This window comes from Streptomyces sp. NPDC017529 (genome assembly GCF_044329785.1).
Classification (GTDB): Bacteria; Actinomycetota; Actinomycetes; order Streptomycetales; family Streptomycetaceae; genus Streptomyces.
Map to the genome: position 1 here is coordinate 476,416 of NZ_JBIRJY010000001.1, position 13,234 is coordinate 489,649.

Annotated in this window: 13 protein-coding genes; 7 read left to right on the plus strand and 6 right to left on the minus strand. The window is 74.0% G+C overall.

Annotated elements, in window-relative coordinates:
• Positions 1-183: 183 nt before the first annotated feature.
• Positions 184-810: a TetR/AcrR family transcriptional regulator gene (locus ACH4K4_RS01695; protein WP_398164011.1), complete on the minus strand. Its 627-nt coding sequence runs from the start codon at positions 808-810 to the stop codon at positions 184-186.
• A gap of 93 nt (positions 811-903) precedes the next feature.
• Positions 904-2,088: a CapA family protein gene (locus tag ACH4K4_RS01700; RefSeq protein ID WP_398164012.1), complete on the minus strand. Its 1,185-nt coding sequence runs from the start codon at positions 2,086-2,088 to the stop codon at positions 904-906.
• Between the two features lie 150 nt (positions 2,089-2,238).
• Here ACH4K4_RS01700 and ACH4K4_RS01705 point away from each other — a divergent pair, with 150 nt between their 5' ends.
• Together ACH4K4_RS01705 and ACH4K4_RS01710 are read left to right on the plus strand one after the other, a co-directional pair.
• A complete protein-coding gene (locus ACH4K4_RS01705; RefSeq protein WP_398164014.1) occupies positions 2,239-3,186 on the plus strand; it encodes an aminoglycoside phosphotransferase family protein in 948 nt (315 codons plus the stop codon).
• 69 nt (positions 3,187-3,255) lie between these two features.
• Entirely contained in the window at positions 3,256-3,888 is a 633-nt protein-coding gene (locus tag ACH4K4_RS01710; protein WP_398164015.1) for an alpha/beta fold hydrolase, read from the plus strand.
• A gap of 24 nt (positions 3,889-3,912) precedes the next feature.
• Here the strand turns inward: ACH4K4_RS01710 and ACH4K4_RS01715 are convergent, their stop codons facing one another.
• Positions 3,913-6,039 carry a restriction endonuclease gene (locus ACH4K4_RS01715; protein WP_398164016.1) on the minus strand — a complete coding sequence of 709 codons (2,127 nt, stop codon included), beginning with the start codon at positions 6,037-6,039 and terminating at the stop codon, positions 3,913-3,915.
• A 139-nt stretch (positions 6,040-6,178) separates the two neighbouring features.
• On the minus strand, positions 6,179-6,607 hold the full coding sequence (locus tag ACH4K4_RS01720) for a MarR family winged helix-turn-helix transcriptional regulator (protein ID WP_398164017.1): 429 nt from the start codon (positions 6,605-6,607) through the stop codon (positions 6,179-6,181).
• Between the two features lie 157 nt (positions 6,608-6,764).
• On the opposite strand from ACH4K4_RS01720, the gene ACH4K4_RS01725 reads away from it, so the two are divergent.
• Positions 6,765-8,084, plus strand: coding sequence for an aldehyde dehydrogenase family protein (locus tag ACH4K4_RS01725; RefSeq protein WP_398164506.1), 1,320 nt, complete (start codon positions 6,765-6,767; stop codon positions 8,082-8,084).
• A gap of 98 nt (positions 8,085-8,182) precedes the next feature.
• Entirely contained in the window at positions 8,183-8,551 is a 369-nt protein-coding gene (locus ACH4K4_RS01730) for a hypothetical protein (protein ID WP_398164019.1), read from the plus strand.
• Between the two features lie 7 nt (positions 8,552-8,558).
• Here the strand turns inward: ACH4K4_RS01730 and ACH4K4_RS01735 are convergent, their stop codons facing one another.
• The gene (locus tag ACH4K4_RS01735; RefSeq protein WP_398164021.1) at positions 8,559-9,131 is read right to left on the minus strand and encodes a TetR/AcrR family transcriptional regulator; all 573 of its coding nucleotides are present in this window, start codon (positions 9,129-9,131) and stop codon (positions 8,559-8,561) included.
• Between the two features lie 140 nt (positions 9,132-9,271).
• Between ACH4K4_RS01735 and ACH4K4_RS01740 the strand changes: the two genes are divergently transcribed.
• Positions 9,272-10,003 carry an SDR family oxidoreductase gene (locus ACH4K4_RS01740; protein WP_398164022.1) on the plus strand — a complete coding sequence of 244 codons (732 nt, stop codon included), beginning with the start codon at positions 9,272-9,274 and terminating at the stop codon, positions 10,001-10,003.
• Positions 10,004-10,006: 3 nt separating this feature from the next.
• On the opposite strand, the gene ACH4K4_RS01745 is transcribed toward ACH4K4_RS01740, so the two are convergent.
• Positions 10,007-10,909, minus strand: coding sequence for an SDR family oxidoreductase (locus ACH4K4_RS01745; protein WP_398164024.1), 903 nt, complete (start codon positions 10,907-10,909; stop codon positions 10,007-10,009).
• A 200-nt stretch (positions 10,910-11,109) separates the two neighbouring features.
• On the opposite strand from ACH4K4_RS01745, the gene ACH4K4_RS01750 reads away from it, so the two are divergent.
• Together ACH4K4_RS01750 and ACH4K4_RS01755 are read left to right on the plus strand one after the other, a co-directional pair.
• Entirely contained in the window at positions 11,110-12,048 is a 939-nt protein-coding gene (locus tag ACH4K4_RS01750; protein WP_398164025.1) for a LysR family transcriptional regulator, read from the plus strand.
• Between the two features lie 12 nt (positions 12,049-12,060).
• The gene (locus tag ACH4K4_RS01755; protein ID WP_398164026.1) at positions 12,061-13,224 is read left to right on the plus strand and encodes an acyl-CoA dehydrogenase family protein; all 1,164 of its coding nucleotides are present in this window, start codon (positions 12,061-12,063) and stop codon (positions 13,222-13,224) included.
• The last annotated feature ends 10 nt before the right edge of the window (positions 13,225-13,234 follow it).

A 13,234-nucleotide genomic window follows, 5' to 3' on the forward strand; every position in this document is an offset into this window, starting at 1 on the left:
AGCACGCGGGCAGGGGCGTGCGCCATGAGTCGGACGTTCGCCTAACGCCCGTAAACTTACATGCGTAATGCACGGGCACGACGACGGGGGTGGGGTGCTGCCCGGTGAACGGCCCCGCGCTGAACTCGGGTGCCGGATAAGGCCGGAGCGCTCCCGGAGCGCCCGGATTGAAGCCGATTGAAGCTACTTGTCCCGCTCCATGAGGAGCCCCAGGATCTCGTCCACGAAGCGGTACAGCCGCCCGGTGTCCTTGCGGCTCGGCATGACCTGCCACAGCATCACCCGGCCGTGCACCGAGGACCACAGCACGTACGGCGCTTCCTCGCGGGAACCGCGCACCCGCCACCCGGCGGCCTCACAGGCGCTCAGCCCGTCGTGCAGGCCCCGCACCAGGCGTCCCGCCGGGTGCCCCGCCAGCCGCTCGGGTTCGACCGGCGTCTGCCGGGTCTCGTACAGCAGGCGGTACTTGGCGGGGTGGTCGACGGCGTACCGGCAGTACGCCCGCAGCTGGGCGCGGAGCAGTTCCAGCGGGTCTTCGGTGCCCGCGGCGGCCGCCGCCCCGGCCATCGCCGCCGTCAGCCGCTCGAAGCTGACCTCCAGCGCCGCCCACACCAGCTCGGTCTTGTCGGCGAAGTGCCGGTAGATGCTGGGGGCCGCGACGCCCGCCGCGCGGGCCACCGCGCGCAGCGACAGGGCGTCCTCGCTGCCGACCTCTTCGAGGAGGCGTTCGGTGGCGCGCAGCAGCTCCTCGCGCAGGCGCTCGCCCTGCCCGCGCGGATTGCGGGACCGTACGGCCGCACTCTCACCCACCGCCGTTACGCCCCTTCCGCGTCCCGCACCGTCTTGTGTCGTCCTCGTGTCGTCCGCCCTCAGGGTTTCACATCGCGGCCCGCCGACCGCCCCTCACCTGCCCATCGTCAGCCCGGCGCCCGCCGCACCCCTGCTCAGCACGGCCTCGCGGATGCCCTCGCGCACGTCGGGGAAGCCCTCGGCGGCGGCGAGGTTGACCATCCGCAGCGGCGGCCCGTGCGCGGACAGCTGCGGGACGTACTCGGCCTTGGTGACCCGCCAGCGCTGCCCTTCCCCCGCGGGCGGTTCGAAGCGGAAGCGGGCGATGGTGCCCCAGTTGCCGCGCGGACTCTCCATGATCCCGGCGATCTGGTCGCCCATGCCGTAGACGACCCAGGTGCCGCCGAGCTTCTCGTACGGCTGCGGGGTGTGCGCGTGGGTACCGACGACGAGGTCGACGTCGGGCCGCCCGCCGGTCCGCGCCCCGGTGAGCGCCTTGGCGACCTTGAGCTGCTGCTCGTCGGGCTCGGTCTGGTACTCGGTCCCCCAGTGCGGGCTGACCACGACCACGTCGGCGCCGGCCCGGCGGGCGGCCCGCGCGTCCGCGACGATCTTCTCGGCGTCGATGAGGTTGACCGACCACGGCTTGCCCTGCGGCAGCGGGACGCCGTTGGTCCCGTACGTGTACGAGAGCTGGGCCACCCGCGCCCCGCCGGGCGCCTTGAGCAGCGCGGGCCTGGCCGCCTCGGCGGCGTCCCTGGCCGAGCCGACGTGCTTGATCCCGGCCCGGTCCATCGTGTCGAGGGTCCGCCGGACGCCCTCGGCGCCGTCGTCGAGGGTGTGGTTGGAGGCCGTGGAGCAGGAGTCGTAGCCGGTCTCCTTGAGCGCGTCGGCCACCTGGGGCGGCGCCTTGAAGGCCGGATAGCCGGTGAACGGCCCGCCTTCGGGCCCGAACGGCGTTTCCAGGTGGCAGATCGCCAGGTCGGCGCCCGCGATCACGGACTTCACCCCGGCCAGGATGGGCCCGTAGGCGTAGCCGTCGCCGCCGGCGTCCTGCCGTGCCGTCTCCAGCACGGAGGGGTACGAGGCGATCACGTCGCCGGAGGCGACGAGGGTGAACCCCGAGGAGGCACGGTGCCCGGAGTGCCGGTGCGCGGCGGTACCGGTCGCCGAGGCCGGGTCACCGCCGCCGGGCCCCGGCGCCGTTCCCGCGGGCCGCCCGGCGCCCTGCTGGGCCCCGCAGCCCACGGCCAGCGCGAGGAGGAGCGCGGCGGCGCCGTACGGTCGGTGCAAGCTCATGCCTCACGCATAACAGCACAAAAGGCCCAATAAACCGATTAACGCACCGGCGACACCGCTGGTCCCGTCCCGTCCTCCGACCGGCGGGACACCGGTTCGCACGAGTAATCAGTTCGAGCTACGGCCCGCGGCGCGGTTACCCTCCCCCGCATGACCGGTGCACCGCTGCGCGACGACCTCTTCCCGACCGGCCTGCCGGTGTACTCGACCGTGGGGCGCACCGCCTCCGGGCGCGCGTGGCTGGACCGGCTGCCCGCCACCGTCCGGGCCGTCCAGGAGCAGTGGGACCTGCGGCTCGCCACGCCGCTGCACGGCGGCAGCTGCTCGTGGGTCGCGCCTGTGGGCCTCACCGACGGAACCGAGGCCGTGCTCAAGGTGACCTGGCCGCACCGCGAGGCCGCCGGCGAGGCCCGCGCGCTGTACGCCTGGGACGGACGCGGAGCCGTACGCCTGCTGCGGCAGGACCGGGAACACAACGCGCTGCTGATCGAACGGTGCGACCCCGGCGGGGAGCTGGGCGACGACCCGTCGGAGCCGGCCGAGCGCCTGCTGCGGGCCGCCGAGCTGCTGCGGGAACTGTGGGCCGCGCCCGCACCGCCCGACGGCGCGCTGGAGCGGGTCGCCGACGTGTGCGCCGAATGGGCCGATACCGTCGAGGAACGCATGCACCGGCTGCGGCCCGGATACGACCCCGGACTCGTCCGGCTCGGCACCCGCCTGCTGCGCGAACTGCCGGCCACCGCCGGCCGCGAGGTCGTCGTGCACGGCGACTTCAACCCCGGCAACGTGCTCTCCGCGCGACGCCGCCCGTGGCTCGCCATCGACCCCAAGCCCATGGTCGGCGACCCCGGCTACGACCCCTGGCCGCTGCTGGAGCAGATCGACGACCCCTTCGAGTACGACGACCCGCGCCCGGTCCTGCGCGAACGCTCCACACTGGTGGCCGAAGCCCTGGACGAGGACCCGGCGCGCCTGCTCGCGTGGGCGGCGGCCCGCACCGTGGAGAACGCCCTGTGGTGTGCCGACCACGGCGAAGTCCGGGACGGCGCCGAGGAGTTGGAGGTCGCGGCGGAACTGGCCGCGCTGGCGGGACTGTGAGCGCGTGACAGCCGCACCCCGGAGGCTCCCGGCGACATCACGCCGCGAAGGCCCTTAGGGTGACCCGGCATGAAGAGCGAGCCGAATCCACCGACGCGGCCGGCCGGGCCGGTTCCGCCGTTGCATGTGACCGTCTGGGACGAGGCGCTGCCGGGCGCGCCGCGGGCGGTGCTGGTGCACGGCGCACCGGGGTGCGGAACGGACAGCTTCGCCGCGCAGCAGCCGCTGGCGGACCTGTTCCGCCTCGAAGTGGTCGGCCGGCGGAGCGCCGGCGGCGGCCCGGGCCCCGGGCGGGACGACTACGCGGCCGACGCCGAGGCCGTCGGCCGGCTCCTGCACCCGGGCGCCCACCTGGTGGGCCACGCCACGGGCGGCGCGGTGGCCATGCTCGCCGCGGCCGAACAGCCCGACGCCGTACGCTCGTTGACGCTGATCGAACCGGCCGCGCTGGACGCCGCGCGCCCCTCGCTGGGGCAGCTGGCGCTGGCCGAGTGGCCCAAGGTCGTGGTCAACGGGGCGCACGGCGGCCCGTGCCCGGGCCGGCGGGCGGACCCGGACACCGCGCCGTCGGCCGTGTGCGGCGAGAGCGTGGCGGAGACGATCGGCGCCCGGCACGTGCGCGTCGACGGCACCGGGCACTACCCGCACCGCGAACGCCCGGAAGCGGTGAACGCGGTGCTCAGGCGGCTGTGGCAGAGCTGAGGGCGGCAGGGCGCGCCCCGGCGCTCAGGCGACCTCGATTCCGTACTCCTGCACCAGCGCCTCCAGGCCGCCCACGTACCCCTTGCCGCCGATGACGAAGTCCCAGTCGCCGTTGGCGCGCCGGCGGAAGGAGCCGAGCACCAGCGCCGTCTCGCCGCCGCGCCCGTCCGAGACCTCCAACTGGCCCAGCTCCGCGCCGGTTTCGTCCACGAGGCGGATGCTCGCGTCCGTGAAGCCGGACAGGTCGGCGTCGGGGTCGGCCTGCGGGTCGATGGCCGCGACGAGCACGAACCGGTCCGCGGCGGCGGGCAGCGCCTCGAAGTCCACCTGTATGGCGGCCCGGTCGGGGGCGAAGCCGGACAGCATGCGTACCGTGCCGTCGGGGGTGCGCGGGTTGTTGTAGAAGACGAAGTGGTCGTCGCTCAGGACGCGGTTGCCCTGGCAGACGAGCGCGCAGACGTCCAGGGCGACGCTGCCGGACCAGTTCATGCCAAGGATGCTGCCCGTGGCGGCGGCCTCCTCCGGCGCCTGCGGGACCCGTGCGGCTTCTTCGTCCTCGGCGGGTGCCTGCCACCGGTCCGGCGCCGCGGCCGGCCCCAGCCGTCCGCGCAGCCCGTGGCGGGCCAGCAGGTCGACCAGCTCGGGCCCGCTGACGAGCGTGAGCGGTTTGCCGTTGGCGAAGGCGTGCGCGCCGGGGCCGAACCGCGAGGTGGTCACCAGCACGCCCTTGTTGGCGCCCTCGGACTGGACGGTGCCGAACAGGTCGCGCACGGCGGTCGGCGGCACGGTGTTGCGGTAGCGCTTCACCTGCACGATGATCTTGCCGCCGCGGATCGGGTCCGGGTCGAGCGCGTCCACGTCGACACCGCCGTCCCCGGACCGCTGCGTCGTCAAGGCCTGCATGCCCATCGCGCGGAACAGCTCGGCGACCAGCCCCTCGAAGGCGATCGGGTCCATGGCGAACAGGTCGGGGTCGCCCTCGCCGCCGTGGGTCACCACGCCGCTGCCGACCTCCCCCGGCTGCCGCACCGGACGGACGGCGGTCCGCTGGTCGGGCTGCGCGGACAGCTGCCCGCGCAGCCCGTCGGTCAGGCAGTCCACCGCGCTGACCTGCGCCAGGTGCAGCTGCTCGAAGGCGGCCCTGGGCGCCGCGACGGTGGCCAGGCACAGCTGCGCGGGGCGGCCGGTGACCGGGTCCACGTCGTCCACGAAACCGTTCAGCGCCACCGAGTCGAGCGTGCCGTACGCGTCCGCCGCGAACAGGTCGCGCAGCACCAGCAGCACCGACTGGGCCAGCACGTCGCGGTAGGCCGCCCGCCGCTGGGCCACCGGCCGCGCGGTCTCCCTCTCCTGGTCGGCCGAGGGCATGTAGCGCACGGACTTGGCCGCGGGCACGACGCCGTACCCGGGCAGTTCCCAGTCCAGTACGAGCTGACGGGCCGCCGGATCGTAGGCGGCGCGGACGCTGCGCGGGAAACCCTCGGGCCAGCCGGTGGCCGCGTACAGCGCGGCGGAGAAGTACTCCACCGCCGCCTCGGGATCGCCGTCGCGCAGCCCCGCCACCAGCTCCTCGACGGCGGCGTTGTGGCCCCTGATCTCCGCCAGCTGCCCGGCGGCCCACTGGTCGTACTGCCGCCGGTACTCCCCCAGTTGGTGCAGGCGCTGCGCCTCCGCGGCCTGCGCGGCGTGCCAGTCCCGCTCGTAGCGGACGCGCGCCTCTTCCTGCGCCTGCGCGCGGCGGGCCCCGCCGACGTGCCAGCCGGTGGTCTGCGACTGGTAGGCGTTCGGGTCGGGCATCGGTATGGGCACGGCCAACCGGCCCGGCGCGAACGGCTCGACGTGTTCGGGGCGCAGCAGCGCGGCGGCGGTGAACGCGGGGGCCCGGCACCCGGCGGCCAGCAGTCCGGACAGCTCGGCCATGCGGGCGTCCAGCTCCTCGGTGAGCCGGCGGGCCTCGGCCTCCCGCTGCTGCTTGTACGCGGTCTGCCGCTCCCGCTGCATACGGGCCATGGCGCGCTCGGTGTCGCGCTGCTGCCGCTCCTGGTCACGGCGGGCCTGTTCACCGGCCCTGCGCTGGGCCTCCTGCCGGCGTTGCTGCTGACGCTGCGCCTCGGCCCAGACGGCCACCAATCCGTTGGAGCGGCGACTCATGCGGATCTACGTCCTCCCCTGGGGCGCGCAGCCCCGCACAGCCCGCCCAGGCCCGTCCACCAGCGGGTATTCATCCGACTTTAGCGGGATCACGACGGGTCGTACCCCGTCGGGGCGGCCCAAAGGCGACGGCCGGGCCTCAGCGCCCCAGAAGGGTGCCCAGTCGCTCCAAGAGCGGCAGCAAGGCAACGCGTTCCTCGGGCGTGAGCGCTTCGAGCGCGCCGTGCACGGCGTGCATGTCGGCGCGCACCCGGCGGGCGAGCGCCCGGCCCTCCTCGGTGGCGGTGACCACCTTGCTGCGGCGGTCCCGTGGGGCCGCCTCCCGCCGTACGAGCCCGCGCTCCCGCATACGGGCGATGAGCCGGGTCGCGTTCGAGGCGTCGCAGACCAGGTGACCGGCGAGGGCGCTCATCGAGAGCGGCTCCTCCAGGGCGATCAGCGCACGGGCCTGCGCGGTGCTCAGGCCGTGGCGCAGCGCGGCGGCGGCGAGGTCGTCGTAGTAGCCGCGGACCGTGCGGGCGAACGGCTCCACGAGGTCGCCGGGGGTGGGCTGTGTGGTGTCGGACACGGACTCCAGCATAGCGACTTACTTGACTTCAGCAATTGTTGGCATTTACATGGAAGCACTGCTTGACAAGGTCAAGCAGTGCTTCCAGGACGACGGCCGGACCCGCCCCTTCCGCACCCGCCCCCGCCCAGCCCCGCCCGTACCCATCGGAGACACCATGACCAGCAGCACCCCCGAGCAGCCGGACGCCGTGGTCGCGCGGCTGCGCGCCACCTTCCGCACCGGCCGCACCGCGCCCTTGGACTGGCGCACCGACCAGTTGCAGCGACTGCGCGCCCTGCTCACCGAGCACGGCAAGGACTTCGCCGCGGCCCTGCACGAGGACCTCGGCAAGGGCGAGGCCGAGGCGTACCGCACCGAGATCGACTTCACGCTGCGCGAGATCGACCACACCCTCGACCACCTGGCGGACTGGCTGCGGCCCGAGCCGGCGCCGGTGCCGCCCCACCTGAGCGACGCCGAGGCCTGGACGGTGTACGACCCGCTGGGTGTCGTGCTGGTCATCGCGCCCTGGAACTACCCGCTGCAACTGCTGCTCGCCCCCATCGTGGGCGCGCTGGCGTCCGGCAACTGCGTGGTCGCCAAGCCCAGCGAGATGGCGCCCGCCACCTCCGCCGCCGTCGCCCGCTACCTGCCCCGCTTCCTGGACCCGGACGCGGTCGCGGTGATGGAGGGCGCCGTACCGGAGACGACGGCCCTGCTGGAGCAGCGCTTCGACCACATCTTCTACACGGGCAACGGCACCGTCGGCCGCATCGTGATGCGCGCGGCGGCCGAGCACCTGACCCCGGTCACCCTGGAGCTGGGCGGCAAGTCGCCCGCCTTCGTGGACCGCGGCACGGACGCCGACGCGGTCGCCGCCCGGCTGGTGGCGGGCAAGTTCCTCAACGCCGGCCAGACCTGCGTGGCACCGGACTACGTCCTGACCGACCCGGAGACGGCCGCCCGCCTGGAGCCCGCCCTCGCCCGCGCCGTCACCGCCCTCTACGGCGACGACCCGGCCGCCGCGCCGAACTACAGCCGCATCGTCAACGAACGGCACTTCGACCGGCTCACCGGGCTGCTCGGCTCGGGCCGCACGGTGGCGGGCGGCACGCACGACCGGGACCGCAAGTACATCGCGCCGACCGTGCTCGGCGGCGTCTCGCCCGACGCCCCCGTGATGCGGGAGGAGATCTTCGGCCCGATCCTGCCCATCGTCGAGGTGGCCGGCCTGGACGCGGCGATCGACTTCGTCAACGACCGGGACAAGCCGCTGGCACTGTACGCCTTCACGGACTCCGCGCAGACCCGGCGGCGGCTGACCGAGGAGACCTCCTCCGGCGGCCTCGGCTTCGGCCTGCCGGTCGCCCACCTGACCGTGTCCGACCTGCCGTTCGGCGGCGTCGGCGAGAGCGGCATGGGCCGCTACCACGGCCGGTACTCCATCGAGACGTTCAGCCACCGCAAGGCCGTCCTGTCCAAGCCGCCGGCCTGAGTGCGCACGAGCGCCCCGCTCGGTGACACCTCGCGGGGCGCTCTCAATGAGTACGAATACGGATATCCACCCACCGTCAGCTCGCGAACGCTGACGTCATGGAACGCAAGGAAACACCCGCCTGGCCCGGCGTGATCGCGGCACTCTCACTCGTCCTGCTCTTCCTCTCGCCCTGGATCTGGGCCTGGACCCTGGCGCTGGACCCCGTCATGCACCCGTCCGGATCCGACTGGGTGCGCAACCACGACGCCAACGTCCTGCTCGCCCAGCTGACGCTGGCCATCCTCGGCGCCCCCACGGCCGGCGCGGTCCTGGGCGCCGGAGCCGCGGCATCCCGCCGCCGAAGCACGGGAAGCCGAAGCACCGGAAAAGGCGCCCTCACCGGCGCGTGCCTGGCCTCGCTGCTCCTGAGCGTAGGCGGCCTGGTCTGGTTCTTCGCGAACTTCCGCCTGGGCCCGGAGCAGTGAGGGCACGTCACGGCAGCGGCCGCAACCCGTCCAGGGTCAGGTCGAGGAGGCGTTCGGCCTGTTCGCGCTGCTCGGGCCCGGCCGAGGTGAGGGCGATGCCGGCGAGGGCGGCGAACATGTCGGCCGGGCCCACGTCGGGCCGGACCGAGCCGTCGGCGACGCCGGCCTCCATGAGGGAGGAGAGCGCGGCCTGGATCATCGCTCGGCTCTCGGCGTAGGGGTCGGCCCCCGAGGCGACGACGGCGCGCAGCGCGTCGGCCATGCCGAGTTTGGCGGTGGCGTAGTCGATGAAGCGGCGCGTCCACGCGCGGAGGGCCTCCCGTGGCGGCATGGCCGCCAGGAGGCCGGGGGCAGCGTCGCACAGCCGGGCCACTTCGTTGCGGTAGGCCGCCTCGATCAGGGCCTCCCGGGTCGGGAAGTTGCGGTAGAGGGTGCCGGTTCCCACGCCGGCCTCCTTGGCGACGCGCTCGAAGTGCGCGTCCAGCCCTTCCTCGGTGAACACCCGCACCGCCGCGACCAGGATCTTGTCCCGGTTGCGTTGCGCGTCGGCCCTCAGCGGACGCCCCGTTTCCCGTGCCATCAGCGGCTCTCTCTTCTCGACACCGGTTGCCAAGTGGAGGCGCCGCCACTTAATGTGAGCGAAGTGGCGGCGCCTCCGCTTCCACCGTAGGGCATGCGTCGTCCTGCCCTCCTCCCTCCCGCACAAGGAAGGCCACCGGCATGCCGGAAACCGAAGGCAAGGTCGTCGCGATCACGGGCGCCGGCAGCGGCATCGGCGCGGCGACCGCGCTCCTGCTCGCCGGGCGCGGTGCGAAAGTCGTGCTCGGTGGACGCAGGCGGGAACGCCTGGAAGCACTGGCCGCCCGCATCGAGGAGGCCGGCGGCGAAGCCGCCTGGATCCGCACGGACGTGACCCGGCGCGCCGACCTCGCCGGACTCGTCGGGCTCGCGCGCGACCGGTACGGCCGGCTCGACGTCCTCGTCGCCAACGCCGGGGTCGGCCTGATCTCCCCCCTGGACGACCTGTGCGTCGAGGACTGGGAAGAGATGATCGACGTCAACTTCAAAGGCGTGCTGTACGGCATCGCCGCCGCCCTGCCCGTCTTCCGGGAGCAGGGCCGCGGCCACTTCGTCAACGTCGTCTCCACCGCCGGGCTGCGCATCGTCCCGGCCCAGTCGGTGTACGCCGCGACGAAGAACGCCGTACGCACCCTCTCCGAAGGCCTGCGCCAGGAGGCCGGCGACAGCCTGCGCGTCACCGTCGTCTCCCCCGGCGTCGTCCGCACCGACTTCGCCGAACGCATGGCCCCCGCCATGAAGGCCCGCATCGCCGAGATGAACGACATCGCCCTCCCGCCGGAGGCAGTGGCCCGCGCCATCGCCTTCGCCATCGGACAGCCGGACGGCGTCGACGTGGGCGACATCGTCGTCCGCCCTACGGCGCAGGGCTGACGTTCACCCGCCGAAGTAGTGCCCCGCTTCGAGATCCGCGATGAGGCCCTTTTCCTCGGGGTGCCATCCCAGTTGCTTTCGGGTCAGGGTGCTCGATACCGGGTTGTCGAGCGCGGCGAAGGCGGCGAGGAAGCCGAAGTGGTCTGCCGTGTGCTCGGGGGCGAGGGGGGCGGTGGGCAGGCCCAGTTGCCGGCCGATGGTCTCGGCGATGTCGCGGAAGGGGATGCCTTCCTCGCCGGTCCCGTGCAGGATCGAGCCGGCCGGGGCGGCTTCCAGTGCCAGCCGGAACAGGCGGGCCGCGTCGAGCCGGTGGACGGCGGGCCAGCGGTTGGAGCCGTCGCCCGCGTAGGCCGATACGCCCTTGTCGCGGGCGGCGCCGATCAGCAGCGGGACGAAGCCGTGGTCGCCCTCGCCGTGTACGGAAGGGGCCAGCCGTACGACCGATGCGCGTACCCCGCGCCCGGCCAGCGACGTCGCCGCCCTTTCCGAGGCGGTCCGGAGCAGCTTCGCCCCGGGGTCGGGCGCGGTCTCCTCGGTCGCCGGGCGGCCCGGGGTGGCGCCCGCGAGCGCCAGCGTCCCCCCGGTGATCACCAGCGGCTTGCCGGTGCCCTCCAGTGCGGCACCGAACGCCTCGACGGCGCGCAGGTCCAGCTCGGCCGCGCGGGCGAGTTCCGAGAAGTCGTGGTGGAAGGCGAGGTGGATGACGCCGTCCGCCGCCGCGGCACCGGCACGCAGGCTGCCGGGGTCGTCAAGGGACCCGCGGTGCACCTCGGCCCCCGCGGCCTTCAGCGCCGCGGCGGCCGTGCCGGAGCGGGCCAGGCCGACCACCTCGTGCCCGGCTGCGAGAAGTTCCGGGACGACTGCGGAGCCGATGAATCCGGTTGCTCCGGTGACGAAAACGCGCATGGGTGCTCCCTGGGTGAACGACGGGCTGTCCGGCCCCGCGGCGCGTTGGGGAGGGCTGCCGGGGCCGGTGGCTCCATCGTCCGAGGGGAACGCGGCCGGGGTCCAAGGCCTGTTGCGCATAGGGGTATACGGATCGGGCATCACCCGAGGCCGGAGGGGATTCCGGGCGGTTTCCCGGGCGTGCGCGCTACCGTTCACGTATGCCCGACTCAGCTTCCACGCCGGACCTCGACTTACGGCTGGTGCGGTACTTCACGGCCGTCGCCGAGCACCGGAACTTCGGCCGCGCCGCCGAGGCGCTCCGCATCACCCAGCCGTCCCTGAGCCGCCAGGTCCGCCGCCTCGAACAGCAGTTGGGCGTCCGCCTGCTGGACCGCACCCCGCAGGGCAGCCGGCTCACCGGGGCCGGGGAGGACTTCCTGCCCCGCGCCGAGGCGCTGCTGCGCGCCGCCGCGCAGGCCGCGGCCAGTGCCAGGGCCGCCGCCGAGCCGGCCCGGATCACCATCGGGTACTCCATGAGCGCCTGGGTCACCCCGGCCGTACGCGTACTGCGCCACCAGTACCCGGACGCCGAGGTGCGCACCCTCCACCTGCGCTGCCGGGAAGCGCGCACGGCACTGCTCGACCACCGGGTGGACGCGCTGGTGACCCGGCTGCCGTTCCCGGCCGACCGGTTGCGGGTGACGGTCCTGTACGAGGAGCCCCGGGTGCTGCTGGTGCCGCTCGGCCACCGGCTGGCCGGCAGGGAGTCCCTCACCCTCGACGACATCGCCGGCGAGCCCCTCCCCCGGTTGCGGCAGCCCTATCCGGAGTTCAGCGCCTTCTGGCGCATCGAGCCACGCCCTGACGGGAGCCGGGTGCCCGACGGGCCGGTCGTCGAGGAGCTGGAGGACAAGTTCGAACTCGTCGCGGGCGGACAGGCCGTGGCCGTCTCCGCCGGCGTCCACTCGACGCGCCTGCGCGCGGATGTCACCGCGGTCCCCCTGCGCGGTGTCGAGCCGAGCCACGTCGTGGTGGCGACCCGCGACGACGACCGCCGCCCGCTCGTGGCGGCGTTCCGCAGGGCCGCGCAGGCCCACCTCACCGGCCCCGAGCCGGCCGGCCCCGCGGACGTCCCGCCCAGCCACGTCCCCGCCTGAGGAGGCCGCCCCATGGCCGGATACGACCCGCTGTCCGCCGAGGAACGCGCCGTCGTCACCGTCGTCCGTGACTTCGTGGACCGTGACGTCCGGCCCGTGGCGCGGGAGCTGGAGCACCGCGACCGGTATCCGGCGGAACTGGTCGAGCGCATGAAGCAGCTCGGTGTCTTCGGGCTCGCGGTGCCGGAGCCGTACGGCGGCGCCGCCGTCTCCGCCTCCTGCTTCGCGCTGGTCACCGAGGAGCTGGCGCGCGGCTGGATGAGCCTGGCGGGCACCATGGGCGGCCACTCCGTCGTGTGCTCCCTGCTGGTCCGGTACGGCACTCCCGAGCAGCGTGCGCGGTGGCTGCCGAAGCTGGCCACCGGGGAGGTGCGGGCCGCCATGGCGCTCACCGAGCCGGGCGGCGGTTCCGACCTCCAGGCGCTGCGCACCACCGCGCGCCGGGCCGCCGACGGCTCGTACGTCGTCGACGGCGCCAAGACCTGGATCACCAACGCCCGCCGCGCCGGGCTGATCGCGCTGCTGGTCAAGACCGACCCCGCGGCCGAGCCCGCGCACCGCGGCATGTCCGTACTGCTCGCCGGGCACGGCCCCGGCATGACCGTCTCCCGCGATCTGCCCAAGCTGGGTTACAAGGGCGTGGAGAGCTGTGAGCTTGCCTTCGACGGCTTCCGGGTGCCCGGTGACGCGCTGCTCGGCGGCCGGGAGGGGCAGGGTTTCGGCCAGATGATGCGGGGGCTGGAGATCGGCCGTATCCAGGTGGCCGCGCGGGCGGTGGGGGTCGGCCGCGCCGCCTTCGAGGACGCCGTCCGCTACGCGCGGCAGCGGGAGAGCTTCGGCAAGCCGATCTGGCAGCACCAGTCCGTCGGCAACCAGCTGGCCGACATGGCGACTTCGCTGACGGCGGCGCGCCAGCTCGTCCTGCACGCGGCGCGTACGTACGACAGCGGGCAGCGGGCCGACCTGGAGGCGGGCATGGCGAAGCTGTTCGCGTCGGAGACCGCGATGCGCATCGCCCTGGACGCGGTGCGGGTGCACGGCGGGTACGGCTATTCCACCGAGTTCGACGTCGAGCGGTACTTCCGCGACGCGCCGCTGATGATCGTCGGCGAGGGGACGAACGAGATCCAGCGGGATGTGATCGTACGGCAGTTGATGCGGCGTGGCGGGGTGTGAGGCGGCTGCC

What these genes read in the sequence shown, in the direction of transcription:
- ACH4K4_RS01700 (WP_398164012.1), bottom strand. Translation starts at nt 2,088, where the DNA reads ATGAGCTTGCACCGACCGTACGGCGCCGCCGCGCTCCTCCTCGCGCTG.
- ACH4K4_RS01705 (WP_398164014.1), top strand. Translation starts at nt 2,239, where the DNA reads ATGACCGGTGCACCGCTGCGCGACGACCTCTTCCCGACCGGCCTGCCG.
- ACH4K4_RS01710 (WP_398164015.1), top strand. Translation starts at nt 3,256, where the DNA reads ATGAAGAGCGAGCCGAATCCACCGACGCGGCCGGCCGGGCCGGTTCCG.
- ACH4K4_RS01715 (WP_398164016.1), bottom strand. Translation starts at nt 6,039, where the DNA reads ATGAGTCGCCGCTCCAACGGATTGGTGGCCGTCTGGGCCGAGGCGCAG.
- ACH4K4_RS01725 (WP_398164506.1), top strand. Translation starts at nt 6,765, where the DNA reads ATGACCAGCAGCACCCCCGAGCAGCCGGACGCCGTGGTCGCGCGGCTG.
- ACH4K4_RS01730 (WP_398164019.1), top strand. Translation starts at nt 8,183, where the DNA reads ATGGAACGCAAGGAAACACCCGCCTGGCCCGGCGTGATCGCGGCACTC.
- ACH4K4_RS01735 (WP_398164021.1), bottom strand. Translation starts at nt 9,131, where the DNA reads ATGGCACGGGAAACGGGGCGTCCGCTGAGGGCCGACGCGCAACGCAAC.
- ACH4K4_RS01740 (WP_398164022.1), top strand. Translation starts at nt 9,272, where the DNA reads ATGCCGGAAACCGAAGGCAAGGTCGTCGCGATCACGGGCGCCGGCAGC.
- ACH4K4_RS01745 (WP_398164024.1), bottom strand. Translation starts at nt 10,909, where the DNA reads ATGCGCGTTTTCGTCACCGGAGCAACCGGATTCATCGGCTCCGCAGTC.
- ACH4K4_RS01750 (WP_398164025.1), top strand. Translation starts at nt 11,110, where the DNA reads ATGCCCGACTCAGCTTCCACGCCGGACCTCGACTTACGGCTGGTGCGG.
- ACH4K4_RS01755 (WP_398164026.1), top strand. Translation starts at nt 12,061, where the DNA reads ATGGCCGGATACGACCCGCTGTCCGCCGAGGAACGCGCCGTCGTCACC.